This window comes from Arthrobacter sp. MYb213 (assembly GCF_002979915.1).
Lineage (GTDB): Bacteria > Actinomycetota > Actinomycetes > Actinomycetales > Micrococcaceae > Glutamicibacter.
In genome coordinates, this window is sequence record NZ_PCQA01000001.1 from 796733 (window position 1) to 820319 (window position 23587).

A 23587-nucleotide genomic window follows, 5' to 3' on the forward strand; every position below is an offset into this window, starting at 1 on the left:
TTTGACTGCAAACAGCGATGTGGCGCAACGACCTATAGTCGTTGCGCCACATCGGTCTTCAGACGGAGTTCACCGCACCGTCAAAGCTTCGCTTGGACCAAACCGAGCTAAAGTGACACGGAGTTTAGTAATCCCTTGGCCCGGTAGGTCCCATCAATCACCGTGTCGAGGTTGCTGATCCATGACAGGTCTAGTCGGGTGTGCACCGTATGTACAAAGATCAGATCTGCACCGAAGTCACGCGGGTTCGGATATCCCGACACATGGAACTCCCCCAGAATTATGGGTCCAGCAAAGTGATGATCATGGAATCCAACGTCGGCCCCTGATCTCAGCAACAAATCCATGACTGCTAGCGCTGGCGAGCCAAATAGGTCCGCGGTGTCGGTGTGATTGGACAAGCCGATGACCAACACTTTTGAGGCGGAGAGCTCTTTGCCCAAATCCGCGAGCACACGCGCGCAACGTTCCACTACCAGCGACGGACGCCGTTTATTGGAGGCCATCGCCGCTTCAAGCACAGGAAACTCGACATCATAGGTCTCTGATTGGCTGAGCAAATGATGCGGGTCAAAGGGTAGCTCGTAACCACCTGTGCCCGAGCCTGCAGTGAAGCCCAAAGCGTCATCAGGATTAAGATTGGCCGAATCCAGTACCTCTGCGATGGAAATGTCGTGCGCCGAGCAGGCTTGCGCAAATTCGTTAGCCAGCGCGGTATTCACCGCACGGTAGGCCGTTTCGAAGAGCTTGGTCATCTCGGCGGCTTCAAGGCCATTAGTACGTTGTACTTTTACTACTCCACGTCCAAAAAATTTCACTGCGGCTTCCCGGCACAAGTTGGTGTAACCACCGACTAGTCGTGGCGCATGAATATTAATCGGATGAGGTAAGACCGTGTCAGCTCGTTCTGGACTGAAGGCCACCTGAATATCGATGCCTGGCTCCAAGGAACGTTTGCGCAAAGGCTCCACAATCAGTTCGCGCGTACCACCGGCATATGTTGTCGTGGTTAACACGATGAGCTGGCCTGGTGACGCCGCGTTCACCACGAGGTTGCAGGCATGGCGCAGAGGTAAATAGTCTGGGGCATCATTTTCAATTAATTCTGTAGGTACGCAGATAATGACCACTGCTGCTTTTGAAAGCTGTGCCTGGTTGGCGGACAGCTTCAGCAGGTGTGTGTCCATTGCGTGAGCGATCCGCTTGTTTTCGAGCAAAGTCAAGCTCGTAGACCCACTGGCGACCTCTGCAAGTCGGGACTCAGAGACATCAAAACCGAGCATCCGATCTTTGTAGATGCAATGCTTTTGAAGGGTCCGTAATCCAACCGGTCCCAGACCGACCACGGCGAGGTCATACTCAAATTTATTGTCTCCGTGCGGATGCTCGAGAACTAGTTTATGCGCCAAGGCTCCGGTACCGGCTATGCCTGGCAGTCCGGGTATTCCCAAAATATTCCGTACAGTCATGATGATTCCCCCAAGAAGTCTCCAAGATACCGTCCAGAATACTACGGTGACGCTACTTTGATTAGGACAGGCCAAGCGTCGGCACAGATTCTTCTCTGCACTCCCCCAAAAAGTGCACAGTGCATTCATGCTGAGCCAAAAATAATTGCTGGCCTGTCCTGACAATTAGTTTCACCCTGTGGGCCGCTGGTTAGCTAGTGCGCAGGGTTGAGACTACAGAAAACCCCAACAGGAAGTCAGAAGTGTGGGGTTAACCCCACATCAAGTGCAGGCAGCTGGAGACCATTTGGAATATTATCTTGCGAACTGGCGTCATTTGATGATGGACAAAGCTTTCCCAAAGTACAGGTCCCTTCCGGCACGAGTGCAGAAAAATTATATTCTGAGCGCTGTAGAACATCGCCAAATACTGTCGTTACGGCTGCAGTTGTTCTTTACGTGGTCGTCACTCCTAGCGTGTCCGTGGCTTCTTGCGATGCGCTCCCACTAGTCACGAGAATGTTTACGAAGTCTATTCTTTGCTGGAATTTCTTCTTAGGTATTAATGGAATCCATGAATAGTTTCCGAAACAATACGGGATTCTTTCTTCGTATTCGCCGCTACGTCGTATTGTTAGACTAGTTAGTCATAAAATGACCGACTAGGTATCGCTGGGGAGCGTCACCTACACTCGCAAAGGTTCATCACTTTTGGACCTGATCTATGTACTTTGGGGAGTACCAGAATTGTTGTATTTGAATCCGTATTCCGTGACGTGGCGCTATCGGCATTGGTCGGAACGTCCCTATGCGTAACCGACAAATACTTCTTGAAAAGCTAGAAAAATTCACCCAAGGACACCGCGACAGAGTTGCCATCGTTTCTGGTGGACCCGGCTTGGGAAAATCCTGGGTCCTCGAACAGATCGGTTTGCGACTCGAGGGACAAACCCACAGGTTTATACGTTCAAGCAAACACGATTCGGCCTGGCCTTTGTCAGGATTATTGTCATTTATTTCGGCTATCCCGCTGAAGCTATCACCAGAGATCTCCGGACTCATCCCTGACTCCACAGATTCCGAGGTGGACCGTTATCGGATCGCGAAGGCTCTGCTTCAAGAGCTCACCGAGAAAATTGAACCGGACACCGTATTCCTCGTAGACGATTTAGATCTCATGGATCCAGATAGTCAACGGATACTTGGATTTCTTGCAAGTCGTTTGCAGGGTAACCGCGTAAGTTTTATCGCCACCATCAATTCGTCAGCGTCGCCCGAGGCTTTCGATGTCTTCCAACGCTTTCATTTAGAGCTCATGGATTCGCTCTCCCTGAAGCAGATAGCTACAGCAGAAAGTACCGCTGGGCTCCAAGAGTGCGTCGCAGAAATCTTGGTTTATTTTGCTCCCGGAAACCCTGGGACGTTATTAGAGCATGTTCGGTCTTTGTCGGAGGCACAAAAGTCGAATCAGGAGCCGTTAACACTTCCCTACCATCCGCGAAACGAGTCTTCATCCACGCTGCGCGCCTTGGAGGAGTGCTTTACTCCAACTCAGATGACTGCGCTGAGATACATCACGATTAGCCCGGTACTTCCGTACGACGTGGCCTTGAAACTTCCTGAAGTCACCGAGCACGATCTCCGTGAGTTGGTGAACGCCGGTATCGTGACATTTCGTCAAGAGTTTCTAAACCTTCCAAATACCCCGATACGTAGCCATTTATTCTGGAGTATCGGTTCTTTGCAACGCCGCCAGATGCATCAGCTGATTTCCGAAGCCGCTAACTCAATCGAGCTTAAGCTCTATCACCAAAGCCGAGTTGACGATTCGCAGATCCCTTCGTGCCAACTTATTCGTGGCTCCATCAGCTTGGTTGTCGCCGGTCTAATTCATACAGCTATTGAAATCGTCGAATGGGCCTTATCTCGACTCGGTACTGAGCACCCAGTGCCAGAACTACTGCTGTTCGTGCAGCAACTTATACGCAGTGGACAGCTGGGCATCGCTTGGCGCTATCTCAAGTATGCGGGTAGTTTCACTTTGACACCCGACGAGAAGCTCCGGTTGCTAAACCATGAGGTAGAACTTCGCGTTCTTGAAGGTTCCATCATCCCCACGTCCAGTATCCAAAGTGCGGTTGAAGAGCATCATGTAAATAACCTCGCACTCAGCGCAAATCTGATGAGCGTGAGCGCCCTTGCCCTGTGCCTCGATGGAAAGCTTGATGAAGCACACACAGATTTGCAACATGCCCGAAGATTGTTTTCCGAAGCTAAAACCGCACCAAGTCTACGTTTCCAACACGCCCAAGTAGTCCATGACTCGTATACCGGAAATCAAGCCTCGGTGATGTCCAGTTACCAGTCGGTGATCCAGAGAAAAACAGCCGATGTTAATGGCATCACATCCCTGACTGTCGCCTCGGCGCTCTCGACGCTTGGCTACCATGAACAAGCGCGCACTGTACTCTTACCGCTGCTGGATGGGGCGAATACCGAGGTCGTTTACCAATCCTTAGGGCTACTCTACGAAGCCCAGTTTGCTATCACTGCCCATGATGTCCCGCGCGCTTTAAGAGCGGTAGAACGCTGGAATGCCTCTTCCAGTGTCGACTTGATGCGTCCGCTCCCAAGTATCATCAACGCCTGGTATTGGATCATGAAGGACCGTGCCGATAAGGCTGGCCCAGTTCTAGATGCCTTGCGCCCCTTCGTGATAGATCAGCTGCCCTCAATTTATTCCACTCTCGTCACCGAGCTTCAAGGGTTACAAGCGCTGATGAGCGCCCGGTTTGATGAAGCCATCACGTACTTTCAGCAGACGCAACTGGCATATGGCGAGATTGTCAGTATCCATTACGTCGAAACCTGTGTGAATCTCATCGAGGCTCTTTCCTGTGCACATCGTGTCCAAGAAGCCGCCAATGAGTTCAGGGCTATTCAATCTTTGATGGCTAGAATTTCGAGCCGGCATGCAAAGATGTTGATGCTTCGTGCTCAAGCAATCGCATTGCCCGGCGATATTTCTTTCGTTCGTTTCCAAGCACTACTCGACATGTGGCAACCCTCCGACGGCCAACTTGAGCTCGCTAGAATCCACCACTGCTTTGGAACCCGGTTGCAAACCGCTGGCCGGCAAGAGCAGAGCGTTGAACAACTTTCCGTTGCGCGCACCATCTATCGAAATATTGGTGCCTTAGGCTGGGCGCAAAGGGTCGAATCTCAACTCTCAAACTTTACCGCTAGCACCCCGGAAGACACTTATTTCAAGATGCTCTCCACCGACGAGGCTCAGGTTGTCGCTATGGTTCGAAAAGGCATGACTAATAAGGAAATCGCCGAAGAATTGTTCATCACGGTTAGTGCCGTGGAGGCTAGGCTGACACGACTATTCCGCAAAACCGGTACACGTAATCGACAACAGCTCTCGGCGCATTTTGCCTCACCCTCGAACTAGCTCGCAACCTCGTTGGCAGTTGAAACTTTGCAAGCAAGAACTTGCGCGAAGTGCGCACTTGATCAACGTCAAGGAGAATATTTCGGCTCGTGGATACGCTCAGGAGCAATAGTTGTAAACCATTCCAACTATTGCTCCTTCTCTGTATTGAGCGAAAGGTTTCACCATGTCTGAGACAACTGCAAATACCCACACACTGCTCCGTGCCGAAGGCTTCTCCTGCCCCTCGTGCGTATCCAAAATCGAGAAGTAGGTTGGCCGGCTCGATCGCGTTGAAAAAGTTCAGGTGCACTTGACCTCGGGACGCGTTGAAGTAGACCAAGACCCAGCCCAAACCTCAGTTGAACAACTCGTTGCCGCAGTGGGCAATGCAGGATATAAGTCCCAGGTCTCGGCCTTCTAATCCCCTATCGATAATTCACAAAGGCCGGCGGGCTCGTGAAAGCGCTTGGCAAGTTCAGGTGCGGAAACTAGTTTATTCCGGTGGTTTCTGGCCTGCTAATTCTTCTCTCCTTCCGTGTTCAGTACCTGTATGCCGGGCAGTGGTACGCCACGCTCACATCCACGCGGGTGGTTTGCGGCCACCGAGTACTCCCACCAGGCAGGACATGCATTTACCTTGTCCAACGCACTGATGCTCGCCGGCGCCATCGTGGAGCTAGTCCCCCAGATGGATCGTTTAGCCGAGGTGGTACAACGTCATGCAAGTATCGGGTTGCGCATGCTTCAAGATGTCAGCCGCCGCTTGGGCGAAACAGAATCTCGTTTGGCTACGATCTTTTCCGCAGATGGCAGTTCCCGCCTGGCAGATTATTTACCTTCACTTCCAGCGGTGACGACTACCCAGCACGTGTTGGGAGTAGTACTTCCGTTAGCAAAGAAAGACATAGCCTCGCAGTTGGACACCATTCGAGAGTCGATTAGTCGTCAGTTACGTTCGCTGAGTGAGGCCCGGGTCATCGTTCAAGGACGAGAAAACCGAATCACGTTGCTTGATATTGATGCGTTAAGCGAACTGAGCAGCGCGCTATAAAACTTCTGCGTACCAACCAGTAGTGGTCGGTACGCAGAAAACAGCCTCAGATTTCAGCTATTCACAGGCGCAAGAGTTCTTAAGCTGGCAACTGGTGTGGATAGTTCGCATCACGGTGCTGAAATTCCAAGATGGCCGGATTCTTGATGATGCCGTCCTGAATTTCAATGGCGCGCTTAAGGGTCTTGTTCTCGCTCCAGGCCTGCGGCCCGGCGAGCACCACGTCGAGGAACGGCAACAATCCGTCGCTGATTTCCCAGCTGGCCGAGTTCCACAGGTATGAGGGCGAGTGGTCCACCGCGTAATAGTTGATGTTCTTTCCCACGCTGAACATTGGATCAGCAAAGGTGGTCGGCTTAGCCCATTCGAAGCCCATCCCTTCATCACAAGAGACATCAACGATCAGGCTTCCTGGGGCAAAGGCACCCAGTTCTTCGGTACTTAGATACATCAGTGGTGCATTGGGATCTTGCAGGGTGCAGTTGATGACCATGTCGTGTTCGGCCAGGAACGGAGCCAATGGCACCTTGCCGGTATCGGTGGTCACTTCGCCCAGGTTGGGACCGTCATCGTGTTCGAACTGCACCATGTCCACCGCGTGAATGGGTGATGCCACGGCCGCCACGGCGCGCGAGGTGAGTACCTTGATTTCATTTACACCGTGCGCGCGCAAGGCGGTTACCGCACCGCGGGCGGTCGCGCCGAAACCAATGACCACCGCGGATAGCCGGCGTCCGTAGTCTCCGGTCACCCCACATAGTTGCATGGAATGAAGCACCGAAGCATATCCGGCTAGCTCGTTGTTCTTGTGGAATACGTGAAGTCCAAAGCTTCCGTCGGCACCCCAGTGATTCATCGCTTCGAAGGCGATGAGCGTCAGTTTCTTATCTACCGCCAGCTGGGTGAGTTCTTGATCCTGTACGCAGTGTGGCCAGCCCAAAAGGATCTGACCTTCACGCATTTCTTCGAGGTCGCCATGTTGCGGCTTAGGTAGCAACACGATATCTGCGGTTTTCATGATTTCGCTTCGTGAGGCAATTTTGCCTACCAACGGTGCGAGTTGTTCGTCATCGATGCCGCATGGGAGCCCGTAACCGGTTTCAACCATCATTCGTTTGCGAAAGCGCTCCTCGATGCGCTCAAAGTGCATCGGGTGGATCGGTAAACGCCGTTCATCGGTCTTCTGTGAAGTTGCAATGACACCCAGTGACAGGTCATTTGTCGAATTCATGCGTTGTTTTCTCTTTCTTTGTGGAGCAGGCCACAATAGACCACCCCATACAGCTCACGGTACAGTGCCGTACCAAACGCCAGACTTATAGCGACGTACTTGAGCTGTTGGGGTGGAGAGAAAAACGCGAACTTACACTGTGGGCTGTGGTGAGAACTGCGCGAGTTGTTCTACTACCCATGGGCTAAATGCCCAAGGGGTTTGTGCCACCGAGGCTTCGAGGTTCTGCACCTCCACCCACTGATAATCCATGACTTCATCCGGATTAGCCGTCAGTTCATTATCCAGCGTTGCAACGAAGACTGGACAACGTTCGTTTTCCACGATTCCCGAGGCATCCACGGCACGGTAGGCAAAGTCCGGTAGGACTACGCTCGGATCGATGATCCGTGCGCCTAGTTCATGTGCTGCGTGGCGGCGTACCGCTTCTTCTATTGGTTCGCCGGGCATGGGGTGGCCGCAGAAGGAGTTGGTCCAGACTCCTGGCCAGGTGAGCTTCGACAGTGCCCGTCGGGTGACCAGCAATTGTCCTTGAGTATTAAAGAGATAGCAGGAAAACGCCTGATGTAACGCGGTGTTTTCGGTATGCACCAATTCCTTGGGACATGCGCCAATTGGTTCGCCGTCCTCGGAAAGCAAGATGACGTCCATGAAGTGAGCACTTCCTTAGCTTGATTGTTCGCCTAGGCGAACATGGTGGTGTAAATAATTAGCATAGTAAGCAAGAAGCCACAGAGGTAATTGACCCACAGGAATCTCTTCCATGCGCGGTTGACTTCTTGAGAATTTGCATCGCTTACCCGGATGTATGGAAGCGCATTGAGTAGGTACGGGATGACCAGTAACGCGGCGGCCGCCGAGGGCCATTGGAGTCCAAGAACCAGTAATCCACCGCCCAAAAGGTAGGCAATTAAAACCAGATGCAAGGTCAATCTTGCGCCGAGTACGGTGGCAATTGATCCGAGTTGTCCTTCACGGTCAGGGATGATGTCTTGGATGGCTCCCAGTGCGTGGCTTGCCATTCCCCAGAGCAAGAATGCACCGAAGACGCACCACTGGGCACTTCCCACCGTGCTTCCCGCGAGCACCCAGCCATAAATTGCTGGCGAGAGAAAATGTATTGAGCTGGTTAGTGAGTCAAGGCCAGGTCGTTCTTTGAAGCGCAACTTCGGTGCGCTATAGGCAAGGACCGCAAACAAACTAACCAGCAAGATGATATTTGAGAGCGCCGTGCCACCCAGCATCAGTGCCACGACAAAAGGCAGGGCACTAAGCAGACTGGCGACAAGAATCATGCGATGTTTGTTTTTGGATAACAGTGCTCCTTCAATGCCTCCCTTGCGTGGATTACGCAGATCAGATTCATAGTCAAAAACGTCGTTGACCCCATACATGACCAGGTTGTATGGAAAAAGGAAGAACACCGTACCAACCACCAGAAGCCAGTCGATTTGTTGTCCGGCAATCAGGTAGGCGGCTGCGAAAGGGTAGGCGGTGTTCACCCAGGACACCGGGCGGGAGGTCGCTAAAATAGCCCGGATCATTTCGCCGCCTCCTTGTGTACAGTTGGTTTGCCGCCAAAGAGCCACCACAGCGCAGGCATCAAAAGAATCGCGGCTAGCGGGTAGAGGAAGTCCTCTATAGGCGCTCGTCCTACATACAGGCCAAGCAATGTTTGCTGCCCATAATCAAAGAGCCCTACGGCAATCATCAGGTTGTCGAAAATCGCGGTGAGCACCAGCATAATCACCAATGCCATCCCGAGTACGGCGAGCGCCTGACCGTAAGGAATTCGTTTGACCAGCAGGACTATGAGCAAAAGCAATGCCGCTGCGGCGACAAACCAGAATCCCATTTCAAGAAACATTGTGACCTCCGGTAGTTATTCCTTTGTTCCTGCGCAGCGTGCGGCGCACTACCGGTAATCCGGTAACCACCACCATGGTGGAGTAGCACAGGAATATCAGGAAGAAGACTTCTTCCAGCGGCAGTTGTTCGCCCACCATGATTCCTGTCATCAGGTGTGAATCTCGGTGCAGGAAGATCCCCTGGCTAATGGCCAACACGTCCCACAAGAGGAAAAACGCCGTACCCAGAATCAGGCTCAATACTGCGGCCAGCGGCTTAGCAAAAATGAAAAGCTTAAAGCGCGCATCGATGAGGGCCATACAGGCAAGCAACCCCAGCAAGATCAGTAGATAAATCATAGTTTCACCCCGTGCTTCTGCGCCCACCAGGTCTCATCAATGGCTCCCGGAGTATTGATGCCGTTGACCGCCTTGGCGGCAAGTTCCCCGCTGATCAGACACATGGGTACGCCGATACCTGGGCGTACCGAGCTTCCGGCAAAGTAGAGTCCAGATACTTTGTTGCTGCGGTTTTGTGGGCGTAAAAATGCGCTTTGCCCCAGGGTGTGTGCCAGTCCTAAAGCAGAGCCTTGGTAGGCACCGTACTGGGTGGCGAAGTCTGCTGGTCCAATGCTCTGTCGCACCACAATGCGCTCTCGCAGGTCTGGGATCTTGGCCCACTGCGCCAATTGGTCAATAGCCGCATCAGCTACCCGTTCCACCATTGGATCTCCTTGCCCGTCTGCTCCCCCGCTACCCCATTGCGGTAAGGCCGGTGCCGGGATCAAGATGAAGAGATTTTCGTGTCCTTCCGGAGCAACGGAGGGATCGGTGGCGCTGGGTTTACACACGTAGATGCTGGTGTGCGTCGCGAGGTCGCGTCCTTCATGGATTCGTGCGAAGTTATCGTCCCAGTCCTTGGTGAAGAATAGGTTGTGGTGTTCGAGTTCTGGAAGGTCACCGGTGATACCTAAGCAGAGCAGTACCGCGCTTGGTCCAGGGTCTTTGGACTTCCACGTCTTCGCTGGGTAGGTATGTAGCGAGGGGTCTAATAGTTCGCCTTCAAGGTGGTGTAGGTCTGCCGCCCCAATCACCACATCGGCTTCAATGCGTTGCATTCTTCCTACAGAATCAACCCAGCGCACAGCTTCCACCGCGGTCTCCGGGCGCCGCCCAGTTTCAATTTTGGTAGCTGTTGCTCCCAGCTTGATTTCTACTCCACGGCTTTGCGCGAGCTCCCCCATCGCATCGGCGAGCGCCGCGAATCCTCCCATAGGGTATTGCACCCCTTGGGTGAGATCTAAGTGGCTCATCAATTGATAGAGAGCTGGGGTGCGCCGCGGGCTGGAGCCTAGGAACACCGCCGGGTAACCAAGGATCTGGCGTAGTTGTGGATTGCGGAAGCGTTTGGCTACATAGCCTTGCAAGTTATTTGTCAGCAATGAAGCCAAGGTGAGCGCGTGGCGTGCTATCGCCGGGCGTACCAGGCCCTTCAGGGTGTTGAAATCGTCGTAGAGAAAATGATCTCGGGCAAGTCTGTAGCCGGTCGCAGCCCGGTCCAAGTATTTAGCTAAGGCAGGGGCAGAGCCTGGTTCCAGTTGCTCAAAGAGATCCTGTACTTGTGTGCCGGTCCCTACGTCTACCGGACTGTTATGACCTTCAAAGAAGGTTCGGTATCCCACGGGAAGCTGACGAAGATCCAGGTGCTGCTCCACACTGGAGCCCATGAGCTTGAACCAGTGGTCAAAGACCTCGGGCATGAGGTACCACGAGGGCCCGGTATCAAAGTTGAAACCTTCGCGGTGTAGCCGTCCGGAGCGACCGCCTAAGCTGGCGTGCTGTTCAAGCAAAGTTACCTGGTGTCCGCTGGCAGCCAGTAGACCGGCACTGGCCAGTCCGGAGAACCCTCCGCCAATCACCACGATGCGCGAAGACGTTGTGCTCATTTAGTACTCCAAGGAATAGTCGCGAGCACGGCCTTGAAGGTAAGCAAGGCCTTACGCGGTGTTGAGACCGAGATCCGCCTGGTCAGCAGCTCCCGTGCCGGGGTGTTATCTATTTGCCTGTTAAGTTCGGCAAATAAGTCGTGGGCTATACGTACCGCTCGTGCAGCACTGGGCGCGAGCAGGTTAATACCTTCTCGCGCTATTGCCAGGTCTGCATTGATCTGTGCGACTAGTTCATCCTTCTTGGCTTCGCTAAATGTGTTGGCAGCGGCGCCAGGGAAATAATTACGGCCCAATTGTTGGCTATCGGCGGCAAGGTCACGCAGGAAGTTCACCTTTTGGAAGGCGGCGCCTAAGCTTCGAGCGGCCTGCGCAGCCTTGGGTGAATCACTGTGATGTTTACCTGGCATCGCGCGGAAGACCTGCAGGCACATTAGTCCCACGACTTCGGCTGAGCCGTAAATATAGTCTTCTAAGGAGGAGTCGTCGTGATCGTTGCGCATCAGGTCTGCGCGCATCGATGCGAAGAATGGTTCGGTCAGTTCCACGCCGATACCGGTGGCTCTGCAGGTGGCTGCGAAGGCATGGACCACTAGGTTGGTGCTGTACCCGCGTTCCATGCCTTGTACGGTTTCTGCTTCCAAGGCATCTAAGACGGCGGCCACCTGAGGACCGCTCAAACCGGCCTCACTGGCTACCCCATCAACTACCTCATCAGCCAGACGGACCAACGCGTAAATATTGGAGATGTGTTGGGCAGTGACGCGGTCCAGCATTTTGCAGGCCAATGAAAAGGAAGTTGAGTATGCACCGATGACCACCTGGGCGCTGCGGGTGGCCGTGGCTGAATAGCGTTGAAGATCTGTCAGTTCCATGGCTTAGTTACTCCGTGAGAGGATCAGCGCGGTACATTCGTGCAGCATGGCCTGCGCCGTGGCGGGCAAACGCAAGAAGGTGGCCGAGCGGGTTGCCGAGGTACACAGCTGGTGGGCGAGTTTGCGGGCGAATTGTTCGGCCCCTGATTCTTCAAGGGCGCGGCGTAGGTCGCTAAGCTCGCTTTTTCCTGCGCGGTAGTGCGCTAACTGCGAGCTGAAGGCCTGCTGTCCATTAGCCAACGAGATCAAGATGGTGCTCTTGGCTTCGCGAAGATCCGAATCTACGGATTTTCCGGTAGCTTTCGGATCCCCGAAGGTTCCTAAAACGTCATCAATGACCTGATAGGCGATACCTAGCTGGCATCCAACGTTTCCTAGTACCTCTGCTTGCTCTTTTCCTGCCCCAGCTAATAGTGCGCCCGCCTGCAAAGGGAGTTGGAAGGAATAGGCTGCGGTTTTCAGTTCTTCCATGCGCAGCACTTCCCCGGTGGTGGCCGGCCGTTGCGACAGGGAGTAAAGCAGGTCTTCGAGTTCTCCGGCACCGGCTTGGGCGATGGCACGGTGAAATGCTGCCTCCACCTCGGCCTCGCAGTCCAGGCCCTGTGCCGAGCGGCCCGCGATTTTGATTGCTTCGGCCAACAGGAGGTCGCCAGCAATGATGGCGGCGCTATTGCCCGCATGATCGGCGTCGACGCTGTTACGTCCCGCGGCCAAGGCAAGGTCGCGGTAATGCGCGGAGAGAGTCGGTGCTCCACGGCGTACGTAGTCGCGGTCCACTACATCGTCATGCATCAGCAGTGCGGTGTGCAGTAGCTCGAAGGCACATGCCAAATCAAGCAAAGCCTTGGAAGCTACCCCGCCAAAGGCTTGATAACCAAGTACCACTAAGGCCGGGCGGGTCAGTTTTCCGCCGTCGATACTTACCGAAATTTGTTCCCACAATTTAGCGGTGTATGCCGAATAGCTTGCGGCGCGGGTTTGGGCTTCGGTCACCAGCTGGTCTAGGTGCGTGCGAATCTCGGCCAAGGTCTGCGTATCGGCAAAGCTAGGCAAGGCGGCGTGGGCGGTATAAGCGCTCATGATTTGTTACTCCGTGGCTGTTTTTCTGCGGCAGAATCTAATACTTTGCAAAGTTGTGTCAGGAAGCCGAGGATGGTTTGCTGCTCGGTCTCGCCTAGTTCTCGATATGCGCGGTAGATATTGCGCAAACGCATCGCCGTCTGTTGTGGGATTCCCGGGAAATTTTCGCCGTGCCGAATTAATGTTTTGCGTCGGTCGTGACTGTGGGCTTCGCGGCGAATATATCCGTGGGTGGCGAGCCGGTCCAGAACCGCGGTGATGGAGGCGGAGGTGAGCGACAAGCGTTCAGCTAGTTGTCCCGGGCTGAGCTGTTCGTTGATACCTAGTGCGCGCAGTGCACGCAGGTCTGTCTCATTCAGCCCGAGCTCTTTACGGTAGCCCGCCTCCGCATCTATGTATGCTTCTTGGAACTGCTCCATTAGGCGCAGGACCTTCGAAGACCGGGCATCCGGTGGGGTTTCCATAAAGAACTTCTCTCGACAGGTTGATTATTAGCTTCTCTAGATACATCATGGTTTAAGTATCCTGATTTGTCGACCCGACGATCGAGAAAACCGAACAAACAATCATTCGGAGCAACTGATGAAGCAAGCTCGACAAGAAACTGCCCCGGCGTCTTGGCCGGTGGTGATATTGGAAACCCTCGCCTTGGGAGCCGCAATTACTGCGGCTTTTATCGGCAGCGGAGCCATGGGCGGCACCCCGATACAGGAAGCCGCCGGTGGATACCTCAGCGCGGATTCAACCTTGCTAGCCCCTTCGGGCCCAGCATTTTCCATCTGGAGTGTCATTTACCTAGGTCTGGCAGTCTTTGCGATTTATCAGGCTTTGCCCCAGGGCCGGCGTTCACAGACTTTGCGCGCTCTGCGGGTTCCCGTGGCAGCCTCGGCATTGCTCAATGCCGCGTGGATCGCCGTTGTCCAGTTGGACCAACTTCTGGTGAGCACCATTGTGATTTTCATCTTGCTTGGGGTTTTGATCTGGATTTTGCTGCGACTGGTGAACTTCGGCACCGCTTCACGAGCCGAACACTGGATCATGTGGTTAACCTTTGGCCTGTATCTGGGGTGGGTGAGTGTGGCGAGTATTGCCAACACCTCAGCACTTCTATCCTCTTGGAATGTAGGAATTGATACAGCCTGGGCTCCCTACGCTGCGGTAGTGCTCTTGCTGGTGGCAGCGATCATTGGTTTGGGCGTTACTGGATACACTCACGGAAAGATCTACACCGCATTGGCCATGACCTGGGGTATCGCGTGGATTGGGGATAGTCGACTGACCGGCACCAACCAATCAACACTCGTGGGATACGCCGCGCTAGTCATCGCAGCAGCGTTACTCATTGGTGCGCTGGCCATTGCCTTTTCACAACGCCACCGCACAGAATCGAGCCGACCATGAGCGTCATTGCCGTCACCGGAGCCACCGGCTACATTGGGGGTCGGCTAGTCCCGCTGCTGCTGGAACGCGGGCACCAAGTGAGGGTTTTCTCGCGCAATAAAGAGCGCCTTCGTGATGTGCCGTGGCGTGCGCAGGTCGAGGTGGTCATTGGAACGTTGGAGGACCCCGAAGCAGTGGCTGAGCTCTGCGCAGGAGCCGACGTGGTCTACTACCTGGTGCATTCAATGTCCAACACCAAGAATTTTAAGCAAGCCGAGGAAGACGGTGCACGCAACATGTTGCGTGCTGCGACCAAGGCTCAAGTAGGACAGCTGGTGTATCTCTCCGGGCTACATCCTGAGGGCGAACTCAGCGATCATTTATCTTCGCGGGTGAGTGTGGGTCAGATCCTAGGTTCCGGCCCGGTTCCGCTACTCACCTTGCAAGCTGGACTAGTCATTGGTTCGGGTTCGGCAAGCTTTGAAATGATCCGTCACCTCAGCGATGTGTTGCCGGTAATGCCGGCCCCGCGCTGGGTACTCAATAAGGTCCAGCCCATAGCCGTGCGCGATGCGCTGCATTATTTAGCTCGCTGCGCCGAACTTCCGCACGGCGTTCAAGGAACCTACGATATCGGCGGCCCCAACGCCTACAGCTACGCACAGCTGATGCGCAGTTACGCCTCCGAGGCTGGATTGCGTCAACCTTGGGTCATTGCCTTGCCGTTGCTCACCCCACGCTTGGCTTCACATTGGGTCAATCTGGTCACTCCCCTGCCCCACACGCTCGCCGGAGCCTTAGTTGATTCTTTGCAGCATGACTGTGTGATGCGCAACTGGGATATTGATGAGCTGATTGAACGCCCTGCTGGCGGTCTGACGGACTACCCGCGTGCGGTGGCGCTAGCCCTTGAGAAAATTCGCTCCGACTCGGTGGAGACTAACTGGGCCACCTCCCATCCGGTCACAGCCCCGGCTGACCCGTTGCCTTCAGACCCAGACTGGGCAGGACACCGGGTTTACCTAGATCAGCGGACCGCGCATACCACCGCCAGCGCCGAAAGATTGTTTGCCGTGGTGGGGCGCATTGGTGGAGAAGCGGGCTACTTCACGTTCCCACTGCTCTGGAAAGCGCGGGGACTCATGGACAAACTCGCTGGCGGTGTGGGAATACGCCGCGGCCGTAGGCAACGCGAAAGCCTAGCCTTGGGAGATGTGGTGGATTGGTGGCGGGTTGAAGCTCTAGAACCTGGCCAGTTATTGCGTTTACGTGCAGAAATGCGAGTGCCCGGAAACGCGTGGCTTGAATTCCAACTAAGCCCGGAAGAAAACGGGCAGACGCGGCTCACCCAGCGAGCCATCTTCTTCCCCCGGGGACTATCCGGGCGCCTGTATTGGTGGTCGGTGTACCCATTTCATGGGCTCATCTTCTCCTCGATGCTGCGTAGCATCGTGTCGCAGGCCGAAGCCAGCAAGAACTAAACGATTATTTACCCGGCTCGGTAGCCTGCGGTTCATTCCCGTCAAGGCTATCTTGCAGGGCGTCGGAGGTGCCGGCGAGGAAACGAATCACTACATCCCGTTCGGCGGAGCTCAAATTGCGCGCTACGTCGAAGCGCTTGGCGTGGTGACGCCCCACTTGTTCGCGGGCGGCGAGGTGGGTTCCTGCACTGACTTCCACCTGTTGGGAGCGCCGGTCGGTGGGATGTGGTTTGCGTATCACGTGTCCACCGGCTTCGAGCCGGTCAATCATCTTAGTCACCGAGGCGGTGGTGACGCCCAAGTGGCGCGCAAGCAGACTCGGGGTGACGGCTTCACCTGCGTTCTTAGCGGAAATCAATTGGCGGATGGCGCGCATATCGGTTTCGTTGAGCTTCATGTAGCTTTGGCTGCGAAGCATGATGCGCCGTTCCACCGCGCGCAACCGTCCAAATTCAGCCATGATGCGGTCAATTTGCTCTAGATCCTGCGCGGGAATATCGGCGCGGGGTATGAGGGCTTGCTCTGGATCCGATTGCGCCAGACTAAACATCGTGGGCAGCTTTTCGCGCTCCACATTCCACCCCTTGAGTTTCACCTACATCGTTTCCCGCGTGGGAACACTCTTCCAAAGCTTACTCCCGCGTTGCGTGGGAGCTATGACACATAGGCTGCCCAAATTTTTCGCCGGATACACAAAACCTCCCGAACTTTAGAAGTCCGGGAGGTTTTATATCTTTGGTGCGAGTAGAGAGACTTGAACTCTCACGTCCGAAGACACTGGAACCTAAATCCAGCGCGTCTACCAATTCCGCCATACTCGCTCGCGCTACACCGACTTGAAGCCCGGTAACTCGACCTCAATAAGCATAGCGGACTTTTTCGCAGATATAAAATCGGCGAACCTTGGAGCTACTTTGGGTCAATCCCCAAGTCACGGCGAAGCTTTGCAACGTGACCTGTAGCACGCACATTGTACTGAGCTAGCATGACCTTACCCTGCTCGTCGAGCACTACGGTGGAACGAATCAGGCCCTCGTAGGTGCGGCCATAGTTCTTCTTTTCGCCCCATGCGCCATAGGCTTTGGCGACCTTATGGTCTTCATCTGCCAGCAGTGGGAAGTTCAATTCTTCCTTGGCAACAAATTTGGTCAGCTTGGTCACGCCGTCCGGAGAAATTCCGAGAACTTCGTAGCCCAGGCCCTGCAGCGAGGATAGAGAATCACGGAAGTCGCATGCCTGCTTGGTGCAGCCCGGTGTCGAGGCAGCTGGGTAGAAGTACACGATAGTCTTCTTGCCCTGGTAACTGGACAGCGAGACTTCGTTACCTTCGGCATCGCTCAAAGTGAAGCCGGGGGCCTGATCCCCTACTGCTAAGCGAGTAGGCGTGGTTGCTTCGTTGCTCATCGGTAGAACTCCTTTAGCTGGGTATACAAAAAATCCGATCTGAAGAATTCAGACCGGATCTAATGGTGCGCCCCTCGGGACTTGAACCCGAAACCTACTGATTAAGAGTCAGTTGCTCTGCCAATTGAGCTAGAGGCGCTTACTTCGCTCTGACTAGTCCGTTTCCGGAACATGTCTTTGCGACGTAGATAATCATAGGCAGAACTACCCCCAAAAGGAAAATCGGCCACCCTCCCCTGTTGATGGTATATAACTCCTAGTCAACTAGGAAATACGGACATTTTTGATTCGATTTCACCAAAAATTGATCAAAAATACCTGCGTGGCTTGAGCCACATTTAGCGCCAAAGGCAATCCCGAAAGGGGTTAGACCTTGCTTTCAACCTCAAATTCAACCAGAGGCGCACCGCGTTCAGCACGGCGGAAGTCGCTTCGCAGTTGCCCATAGCCTGCCGCACCATTCAGCGCCTCACCGGTGGTGCGATACACGCGATATCGACGCACAGCAGAACATTCATTGGCCAAATGTTCAGCTACCGCTTCCGGCTTTGATTTATCGCCAGGTCCATTGAACACCTCTCGAGCAAATTCGTACGGTACCCACCGGGCACCTAAATCGTCTTCACCGGCCAATGAGGCCTCGTGCATTTCTTCCCAGCGCTCGGTGATGCGCTGTTCAGAGACTTCGTACGGAACATGAGCTTCAATAATCTGCACGCTATAGCGTGCAGCGTCTAGATCGCTGATCAACTCTAGGGCAGGCTTCAGCGAAGCGAGTACCTTGTCGACAACCAGGTTGTATCCCAAGTCAATGCAGTCGCTGCGTAGTTGCTCGGCAAGTATCGAAGATTCCTCGTGAACCAGTGTGGCTAGGTCCAAGGGGAAGAATTCTTCGCCCTGAGCCTCTAGATCTTTAACAACCTGGGGTTTGATCCATGATTCGTAACTGCCATCGGATTGCGCCTCGCGAAGCAGTGCCTCTTTGAATTCATCAGAATCAATGACCACATAGTGCTCGAGGTTTCCCTCAAGCACCTGGCCAAGTAGCGTGCTTTTGCCAGCTCCGGGCGGGCCCGCTAGAACCAGGGCACGCCGGTCGGCGCGAACTTCTGGAACGGCAGCTAAGAATTCGTTTTTTAATTGTTCGTGTAGTTGCTTTCGCACATCGGTGGCCACCCACACACCCGGCTCTACCTCGGTGAACCAGTCAGGGTTTCGCACGGTCACGTGCGCAGAATCTCTGGCCAAGGCTTCGCCCGGCGCCGATAGGTCACTGACCGACTGGCGGTGTTGTTCAATTACTTCGTTATCTGCCAAGGCAGAAGCCCCCTCGAATCCTTAAAAATTCCAACTCATGTCCGATCAACGGTCTTGGATCAGCAAGAAATGTTCCACAAACTAATCTATGTGGTTCGGCTGGAAATTTAGGGTAAGCCTGTACCGAGCAGCCCACGTTTCGAGTTCAGTGCCAAAAAGTGTGTACAGAAACTTGCCAAAACAGATAACCATTAGGACTTACATCACCAACAAATACTGTGAGAGCAGGCACCGTGGCAAAAGATCTCGGAAATGCAAAAAGGCCGGACCGAAGTCCGACCTTCTCTACTGTGCGCCCCTCGGGACTTGAACCCGAAACCTACTGATTAAGAGTCAGTTGCTCTGCCAATTGAGCTAGAGGCGCCCGCTGCGATGTTCTAGAAGCTTTTTGTGCTTCGCGCTTTCGCAACGAGATAAAACTTTACCAGCTTTCGCCCGGAGTGCAAATCGAGAGGCATCTGTCTGCCGGTGACCTTCGTTACAGGAGCTGACTTGGGGTTATTCCGTAGATCTTCACAACTTTGTACAGTGAACCCATGAGCAACCAACGCACGGTTTCCTTCCCAACCCAAGAACTCCTCGACGCTGTCGGGCCGCTACCTGAGAACCTCACCCCGGTGATCTGGGACTTGGTTAATGAGCCAGAAACAGACTTAGCGCAGATCGACATCACGATCTTTCCGTACATGGCATCCCCGCATAGCCTGCGCAATATCAATCAGGCACCGAACGTCACCCACGTGCAAACCCAGACCACGGGCTTTGACGGACTAGTTGATCTGGTCGGTGACCGTGCCAACATCACCACCGCTGCAGGCGTCCACGCGGCGGCTACCGCCGAGATGGCCGTGGGGCTGGCCATCGCCTCGTTACGCGGGTTCCCGCAAGCGGTACGCGATCAGGCCGAGGGCAAATGGAATCCCATGCAGTGGCGCGGTCTGGCGGACCGCACCGTAGGTCTGGTGGGCGTAGGCGGCATAGGCGAGGAAATCCACAAACGTCTTGCACCCTTTGAGATCAACCTATTGCGCTTTGGCTCCCGTGCCCGCACCGATGAACACGGCGAGGTATTGGCCATTGATCAGCTAGCCCAGCGTGCCTTAGAGATTGAGGTACTAATACTGATCGTTCCGCTCAACGATTCCACCCACCATCTGGTGGACGCGCAATTACTTGCCGAACTTCCTGATGGTGCACTCATCGTCAACGTGGCTCGCGGGCCGGTAGTCGATACCGACGCACTCGTGGCCGAGGTAGCCTCTGGCCGACTCTCGGTTGCCTCAGATGTTTTTGATCCCGAACCATTGCCCAGTGATCACCCGCTGTGGAAGTGCCCCAACGCATTGATCTTGCCGCACAATGGCGGAAATACCGCGGCATTCTTCCCACGTATGGTCAGCCTGCTCAAAAGGCAGCTCAGAGCATGGTCTGCGGGTGAACTCGGAGAAAACGCTGTGCACCAGATCACCAGCTAAGGCTTTTTAGCTAACAATTTGATGCTACTTTGCGGCATCCCGTCAGATACTCGGGGTGCCGCAAGTGGTGTGCGCTATCTTTGATAAATACCCAACCGTTCACCACCGGGAAATCTGCTGTTTTCTTTTGGTTCGGTACCGCGACCATTTACCAGGAAGTTGAGTCTTCACTGTGCCTTCGAAGCAACACCATCTCGTGACGCGACGCATGATGCTCACCGGATCACTCGCTGCGACAACGTTGGCGTTGGCTTCCTGCACTTCCAAGGATGGACAAGCACAGGCTTCGGCTAGCGCTTCACTGAGCAAGCCGGCTACCCCACGCACGCTACGTCTAGCCTCTTCTGCTCCCCCGGTATATCTGGATCCATCCTTAGCCAATGACAGCGAGTCTTTCCGGATCACCCGTCAGGTCTATGAAACCCTGATTTCCATTGATCCAAATACTGGCAGCCCCATTGCCGGGCTCGCCGAAGCTTGGACCGAGAGTGAAGACGGATTGCGTTACACCTTCACCTTGCGCCGCGGTGTCACCTTCCATGACGGCAGCGCCTTTAATGCCAAAGCGGTCGTGGCCAACTTCAACCGCTGGGTCAAGCTGCCCAAGCCCTTGGCGGTGCGTGCATCCGAAGGTTTCGGCCATGTCTTCCACCACGAAGAGAATCTCCCGAAGCTGCCCACCGAGGCCGAGCTGAAATTGAAGTTGGAAAAGGGCGAAGAACTAACCGAGGAACAGCGCACCGCTGAGACTCTGCGTCTGGCAGAACTTGAAAAACTTCAGACTGTTTTTGCCGGCGACTTATTCAGTGGCAAATCTTCCGGTGGTAGTGCCAGCTACTTTGCTGGCATCGAAGCCACCGATGATTACACCGTGACGCTGAAACTGCGCCGACGTCGCGTAGGGCTCATCGAAGCATTTACCCTCCCTGGCTTGGCCATCGCCGCACCAGACTCCTTGACGGGTGGGCCAAAAACCAATCCGGGCGAATCACTACTTACCGCGCCGGTTGGTACCGGCCCGTACAAGTTTGTCTCCAATGCTGATGGCATTGTGAAGTTAGAACTCTTCGCCGATTACTGGGACAAGGCAAAGCTAGGAAATAATCCCAACCATCCGCAGCTGGTGGAAGTCTCCTCCATTTCCTCACCGTATAACCGTGAAAGCGCGTTGATGGCCGAGGAAATTGACGGCTTTGACATGGTCTCGGTGGACATCATGCGCACCTTGGTACGTAATGCCAAGGTGGTAGTGCAACGTGACCCATTCTCGGTGCTGTACCTCGGAATGGACCGGCGTAATACCTGGTTGGCCAAACCAGACTTTCGTAAGGCTATTGCGCACGCCATTGACCGCGGCTCGCTGGCAGACAAACTCTTCTTGCAGGGTTCCAAGGCAGCGCAGAGCATCTTGCCACCAACCTTCGGTGTTCCAGATCCTGAGGACACCATCACGCACAGCGTAGACAAGGCCAAGGCACTTTTGGCCGGCCTTGGCTACAAGGGTGAACTTATTGAGTTTGCCTACCCATTGCGGGTCTCACGCAGCTACCTACCGCTACCCGAGCGTACCTTCGCCCAACTTGCCGAAGACTTAGCCGCCGTGGGTATCAGAATCAAGCCACGCCCGATTCCGTGGACCGATGGTTACGTGCAGAAGATTCGTTCAAAAGACTTCACCGGACTACACCTCTTAGGTTTCTCTGGCGGTTACCGATTAGAAGATGACTTTATTTCCGGAATTTTGGAAACTAAAGAACATGAGTTCGGATACACCTCTAAGTTGCTTGACTCACAGTCTTTGGTGGCTCGTTCTTTGCCCGCTGGGGACGAACGTACAGCGGCTTTGACTGGCATTTTGAGCACACTGAACACCGATCTACCGCTGGTCCCACTGGTATTTCCTATCTCGGCGTTGGCCTTCAACTCCAACGTCACCTACTACCCGTCCTCCCCTATGCTCAATGAGAGCTATTTGGACGTGCAGATGACGAACTCACCCGCACTTTCCAGTTAACGATTTTAACCGGTGCGCTACTAGGTCTAGGCTGTAGTAGAGCAAAGTACCACTGTCGATGGAGATCCTCGTGCCTTCTGAAACGTCAACCGAATCATTTGACGTAGTACTAATCGGTGCCGGCATCATGAGTGCCACCCTTGGCACCATGATCAACCAGCTGGAACCGACCTGGTCCATTGGTCTTTTCGAAAACCTGGACAAGGCCGGCGAGGAATCCTCCTCACCATGGAACAACGCAGGTACCGGTCACTCGGCGCTGTGCGAACTAAACTACGCCCCGGCCAAGGCCGACGGCACCGTTGACCCCGCTAAGGCGGTTGGAATCAACGAGCAGTTCCAGGTATCACGCCAGTTCTACTCGTGGGCAGTTGAGAACAAGCGCGTCTCCGACGCGAAGTTCATCAACGCACTGCCACATATGTCATTCGTTATTGGTGAAGACCACTCCAAGTACCTTCAGGCACGTTACGACGCGCTGAAGCCTAACGCCCTCTTTGGCGATATGGAGATCACCACCGATTTAGACACCATCAACGATTGGGCACCGCTGGTTGCTAAGGGACGTGACGCATCGCAGAAGGTTGCTGCCTCCCGCGTTACCTCGGGTACCGACGTTGACTTCGGTCGTCTCACCAAGGATCTGACCAACTCGTTGGCTTCCAATGGTGCTTCGGTGAACTACGGCCACAAGGTCAAGGGTTTGAAGCGCGACGGTGCTGGCTGGGCCATCACCGTGAAGAACAACGCCACCGGCGCGGTCAAGACCGTCAAAGCAAAGTTCGTCTTTGTTGGTGCTGGCGGCGGCGCACTGTCACTGCTGCAGCACTCGGGCATCGATGAGATCAAGGGCTTCGGCGGCTTCCCAGTCTCCGGACAGTTCCTGCGCTGCACCGATGAGACCATCATCAACCAGCACCACGCTAAGGTGTACGGCCAGGCTTCGGTCGGTGCCCCACCAATGTCGGTGCCACACTTGGACACCCGCTTCGTCAATGGCGAGCGTTCGTTGATGTTCGGCCCATACGCTGGGTTCTCAATGAACTTCTTGAAGTCCACCACCCAGCTTGACCTGCCATTGTCGTTGCGTCCACACAACATCATCCCGATGCTTGCTGTTGGCAAGGACAATATGTCACTGACCACCTACCTGATCAAGGAGGTGCTCAAGTCACGCGCTAAGAAGGATGAGGCCCTGGCCGAGTACTTCCCAGAAGCAGATGGTTCCAAGTGGGAACTGATCACCGCCGGTCAGCGCGTACAGGTCATCAAGAAGGATGCCAAGAAGGGCGGTGTCCTTCAGTTCGGTACCGAGGTCATCACCTCTTCGGATGGTTCGATCTCCGGTCTGCTCGGTGCCTCCCCTGGCGCCTCGACCGCGACCCCAATCATGGTTGGTCTGCTCTCGCGCTGCTTCCCGAAGCAGTTCGCTGGCTGGGAGTCGAAGCTTGCGGAAATGATTCCTTCTTACGGTCAGAAGCTGAACGAAAACCCTGCGCTGTACGCAGAGGTTAAGGCTGCTACCGATAAGACTCTGGAACTGATCTAGTCTCTTAGCTACTAATAAGGCCCGTTCACCATTTGTGGTGAGCGGGCCTT

20 protein-coding genes, 3 tRNA genes and 1 pseudogene are annotated in these 23587 nt (G+C 54.5%); 8 read left to right on the forward strand and 16 right to left on the reverse strand.

What is annotated here, in order from left to right:
* Nucleotides 1-107: 107 nt before the first annotated feature.
* Nucleotides 108-1469, reverse strand: a complete 1362-nt coding sequence (locus CQ011_RS03695; protein WP_181147975.1) for a nucleotide sugar dehydrogenase — start codon at nucleotides 1467-1469, stop codon at nucleotides 108-110.
* A 787-nt stretch (nucleotides 1470-2256) separates the two neighbouring features.
* Between CQ011_RS03695 and CQ011_RS03700 the strand changes: the two genes are divergently transcribed.
* From CQ011_RS03700 to CQ011_RS03710, 3 genes and pseudogenes are all read left to right on the forward strand, one after another.
* Nucleotides 2257-4905 carry a helix-turn-helix transcriptional regulator gene (locus tag CQ011_RS03700; RefSeq protein ID WP_105674709.1) on the forward strand — a complete coding sequence of 883 codons (2649 nt, stop codon included), beginning with the start codon at nucleotides 2257-2259 and terminating at the stop codon, nucleotides 4903-4905.
* A 166-nt stretch (nucleotides 4906-5071) separates the two neighbouring features.
* Nucleotides 5072-5308: pseudogene (locus CQ011_RS03705) on the forward strand (heavy-metal-associated domain-containing protein).
* A gap of 129 nt (nucleotides 5309-5437) precedes the next feature.
* A complete protein-coding gene (locus CQ011_RS03710) occupies nucleotides 5438-5938 on the forward strand; it encodes a Crp/Fnr family transcriptional regulator (protein WP_105674711.1) in 501 nt (166 codons plus the stop codon).
* Between the two features lie 79 nt (nucleotides 5939-6017).
* Here the strand turns inward: CQ011_RS03710 and CQ011_RS03715 are convergent, their stop codons facing one another.
* From CQ011_RS03715 to CQ011_RS03755, 9 genes are all read right to left on the reverse strand, one after another.
* Complete coding sequence (locus tag CQ011_RS03715; protein ID WP_105674713.1) at nucleotides 6018-7169, reverse strand: N(5)-(carboxyethyl)ornithine synthase; 1152 nt, start codon at nucleotides 7167-7169, stop codon at nucleotides 6018-6020.
* 132 nt (nucleotides 7170-7301) lie between these two features.
* Nucleotides 7302-7820, reverse strand: a complete 519-nt coding sequence (gene idi / locus CQ011_RS03720; RefSeq protein ID WP_105674715.1) for an isopentenyl-diphosphate Delta-isomerase — start codon at nucleotides 7818-7820, stop codon at nucleotides 7302-7304.
* 32 nt (nucleotides 7821-7852) lie between these two features.
* A complete protein-coding gene (locus CQ011_RS03725) occupies nucleotides 7853-8713 on the reverse strand; it encodes a prenyltransferase (protein ID WP_105674717.1) in 861 nt (286 codons plus the stop codon).
* Nucleotides 8710-9036 (reverse strand): lycopene cyclase domain-containing protein, encoded by a 327-nt coding sequence (locus CQ011_RS03730; RefSeq protein ID WP_105674719.1) that lies wholly within the window; start codon nucleotides 9034-9036, stop codon nucleotides 8710-8712. The genes CQ011_RS03725 and CQ011_RS03730 overlap by 4 nt, the downstream gene beginning before the upstream one ends.
* A complete protein-coding gene (locus tag CQ011_RS03735; RefSeq protein WP_105674721.1) occupies nucleotides 9026-9376 on the reverse strand; it encodes a lycopene cyclase domain-containing protein in 351 nt (116 codons plus the stop codon). Before CQ011_RS03735 ends, CQ011_RS03730 begins: the two co-directional genes overlap by 11 nt.
* Nucleotides 9373-10962 (reverse strand): phytoene desaturase family protein, encoded by a 1590-nt coding sequence (gene crtI / locus CQ011_RS03740; RefSeq protein WP_105674723.1) that lies wholly within the window; start codon nucleotides 10960-10962, stop codon nucleotides 9373-9375. Before crtI ends, CQ011_RS03735 begins: the two co-directional genes overlap by 4 nt.
* A complete protein-coding gene (locus CQ011_RS03745) occupies nucleotides 10959-11837 on the reverse strand; it encodes a phytoene/squalene synthase family protein (protein WP_105674725.1) in 879 nt (292 codons plus the stop codon). Before CQ011_RS03745 ends, crtI begins: the two co-directional genes overlap by 4 nt.
* A 3-nt stretch (nucleotides 11838-11840) precedes the next feature.
* Nucleotides 11841-12917, reverse strand: coding sequence for a polyprenyl synthetase family protein (locus CQ011_RS03750; protein ID WP_105674727.1), 1077 nt, complete (start codon nucleotides 12915-12917; stop codon nucleotides 11841-11843).
* Nucleotides 12914-13381: a MarR family winged helix-turn-helix transcriptional regulator gene (locus CQ011_RS03755; protein WP_105674729.1), complete on the reverse strand. Its 468-nt coding sequence runs from the start codon at nucleotides 13379-13381 to the stop codon at nucleotides 12914-12916. The genes CQ011_RS03750 and CQ011_RS03755 overlap by 4 nt, the downstream gene beginning before the upstream one ends.
* A 118-nt stretch (nucleotides 13382-13499) precedes the next feature.
* Here CQ011_RS03755 and CQ011_RS03760 point away from each other — a divergent pair, with 118 nt between their 5' ends.
* Together CQ011_RS03760 and CQ011_RS03765 are read left to right on the forward strand one after the other, a co-directional pair.
* Entirely contained in the window at nucleotides 13500-14318 is an 819-nt protein-coding gene (locus CQ011_RS03760) for a TspO/MBR family protein (RefSeq protein WP_219844178.1), read from the forward strand.
* Nucleotides 14315-15778, forward strand: a complete 1464-nt coding sequence (locus tag CQ011_RS03765) for an SDR family oxidoreductase (RefSeq protein ID WP_105674731.1) — start codon at nucleotides 14315-14317, stop codon at nucleotides 15776-15778. The genes CQ011_RS03760 and CQ011_RS03765 overlap by 4 nt, the downstream gene beginning before the upstream one ends.
* Nucleotides 15779-15782: 4 nt before the next feature.
* Here the strand turns inward: CQ011_RS03765 and CQ011_RS03770 are convergent, their stop codons facing one another.
* The 6 genes from CQ011_RS03770 to CQ011_RS03795 all read right to left on the reverse strand — a co-directional run bounded on the left by CQ011_RS03770 (nucleotide 15783) and on the right by CQ011_RS03795 (nucleotide 18863).
* Nucleotides 15783-16352, reverse strand: a complete 570-nt coding sequence (locus CQ011_RS03770) for a MarR family winged helix-turn-helix transcriptional regulator (RefSeq protein WP_105674733.1) — start codon at nucleotides 16350-16352, stop codon at nucleotides 15783-15785.
* A 162-nt stretch (nucleotides 16353-16514) separates the two neighbouring features.
* Nucleotides 16515-16599: transfer RNA gene (locus CQ011_RS03775), tRNA-Leu, on the reverse strand.
* Between the two features lie 88 nt (nucleotides 16600-16687).
* Nucleotides 16688-17182 carry a thioredoxin-dependent thiol peroxidase gene (bcp, locus tag CQ011_RS03780; RefSeq protein ID WP_105674735.1) on the reverse strand — a complete coding sequence of 165 codons (495 nt, stop codon included), beginning with the start codon at nucleotides 17180-17182 and terminating at the stop codon, nucleotides 16688-16690.
* A gap of 63 nt (nucleotides 17183-17245) precedes the next feature.
* Nucleotides 17246-17321, reverse strand: a tRNA-Lys gene (locus tag CQ011_RS03785).
* Nucleotides 17322-17548: 227 nt separating this feature from the next.
* Nucleotides 17549-18499: a zeta toxin family protein gene (locus tag CQ011_RS03790; protein ID WP_105674737.1), complete on the reverse strand. Its 951-nt coding sequence runs from the start codon at nucleotides 18497-18499 to the stop codon at nucleotides 17549-17551.
* Nucleotides 18500-18790: 291 nt separating this feature from the next.
* Nucleotides 18791-18863: transfer RNA gene (locus tag CQ011_RS03795), tRNA-Lys, on the reverse strand.
* Between the two features lie 172 nt (nucleotides 18864-19035).
* Here CQ011_RS03795 and CQ011_RS03800 point away from each other — a divergent pair.
* The 3 genes from CQ011_RS03800 to CQ011_RS03810 all read left to right on the forward strand — a co-directional run bounded on the left by CQ011_RS03800 (nucleotide 19036) and on the right by CQ011_RS03810 (nucleotide 23537).
* On the forward strand, nucleotides 19036-19974 hold the full coding sequence (locus CQ011_RS03800) for a 2-hydroxyacid dehydrogenase (protein ID WP_105674739.1): 939 nt from the start codon (nucleotides 19036-19038) through the stop codon (nucleotides 19972-19974).
* A gap of 172 nt (nucleotides 19975-20146) precedes the next feature.
* Nucleotides 20147-21988 carry an ABC transporter substrate-binding protein gene (locus tag CQ011_RS03805; RefSeq protein ID WP_146112554.1) on the forward strand — a complete coding sequence of 614 codons (1842 nt, stop codon included), beginning with the start codon at nucleotides 20147-20149 and terminating at the stop codon, nucleotides 21986-21988.
* A gap of 58 nt (nucleotides 21989-22046) precedes the next feature.
* Nucleotides 22047-23537 (forward strand): malate:quinone oxidoreductase, encoded by a 1491-nt coding sequence (locus tag CQ011_RS03810; RefSeq protein ID WP_181147977.1) that lies wholly within the window; start codon nucleotides 22047-22049, stop codon nucleotides 23535-23537.
* The last annotated feature ends 50 nt before the right edge of the window (nucleotides 23538-23587 follow it).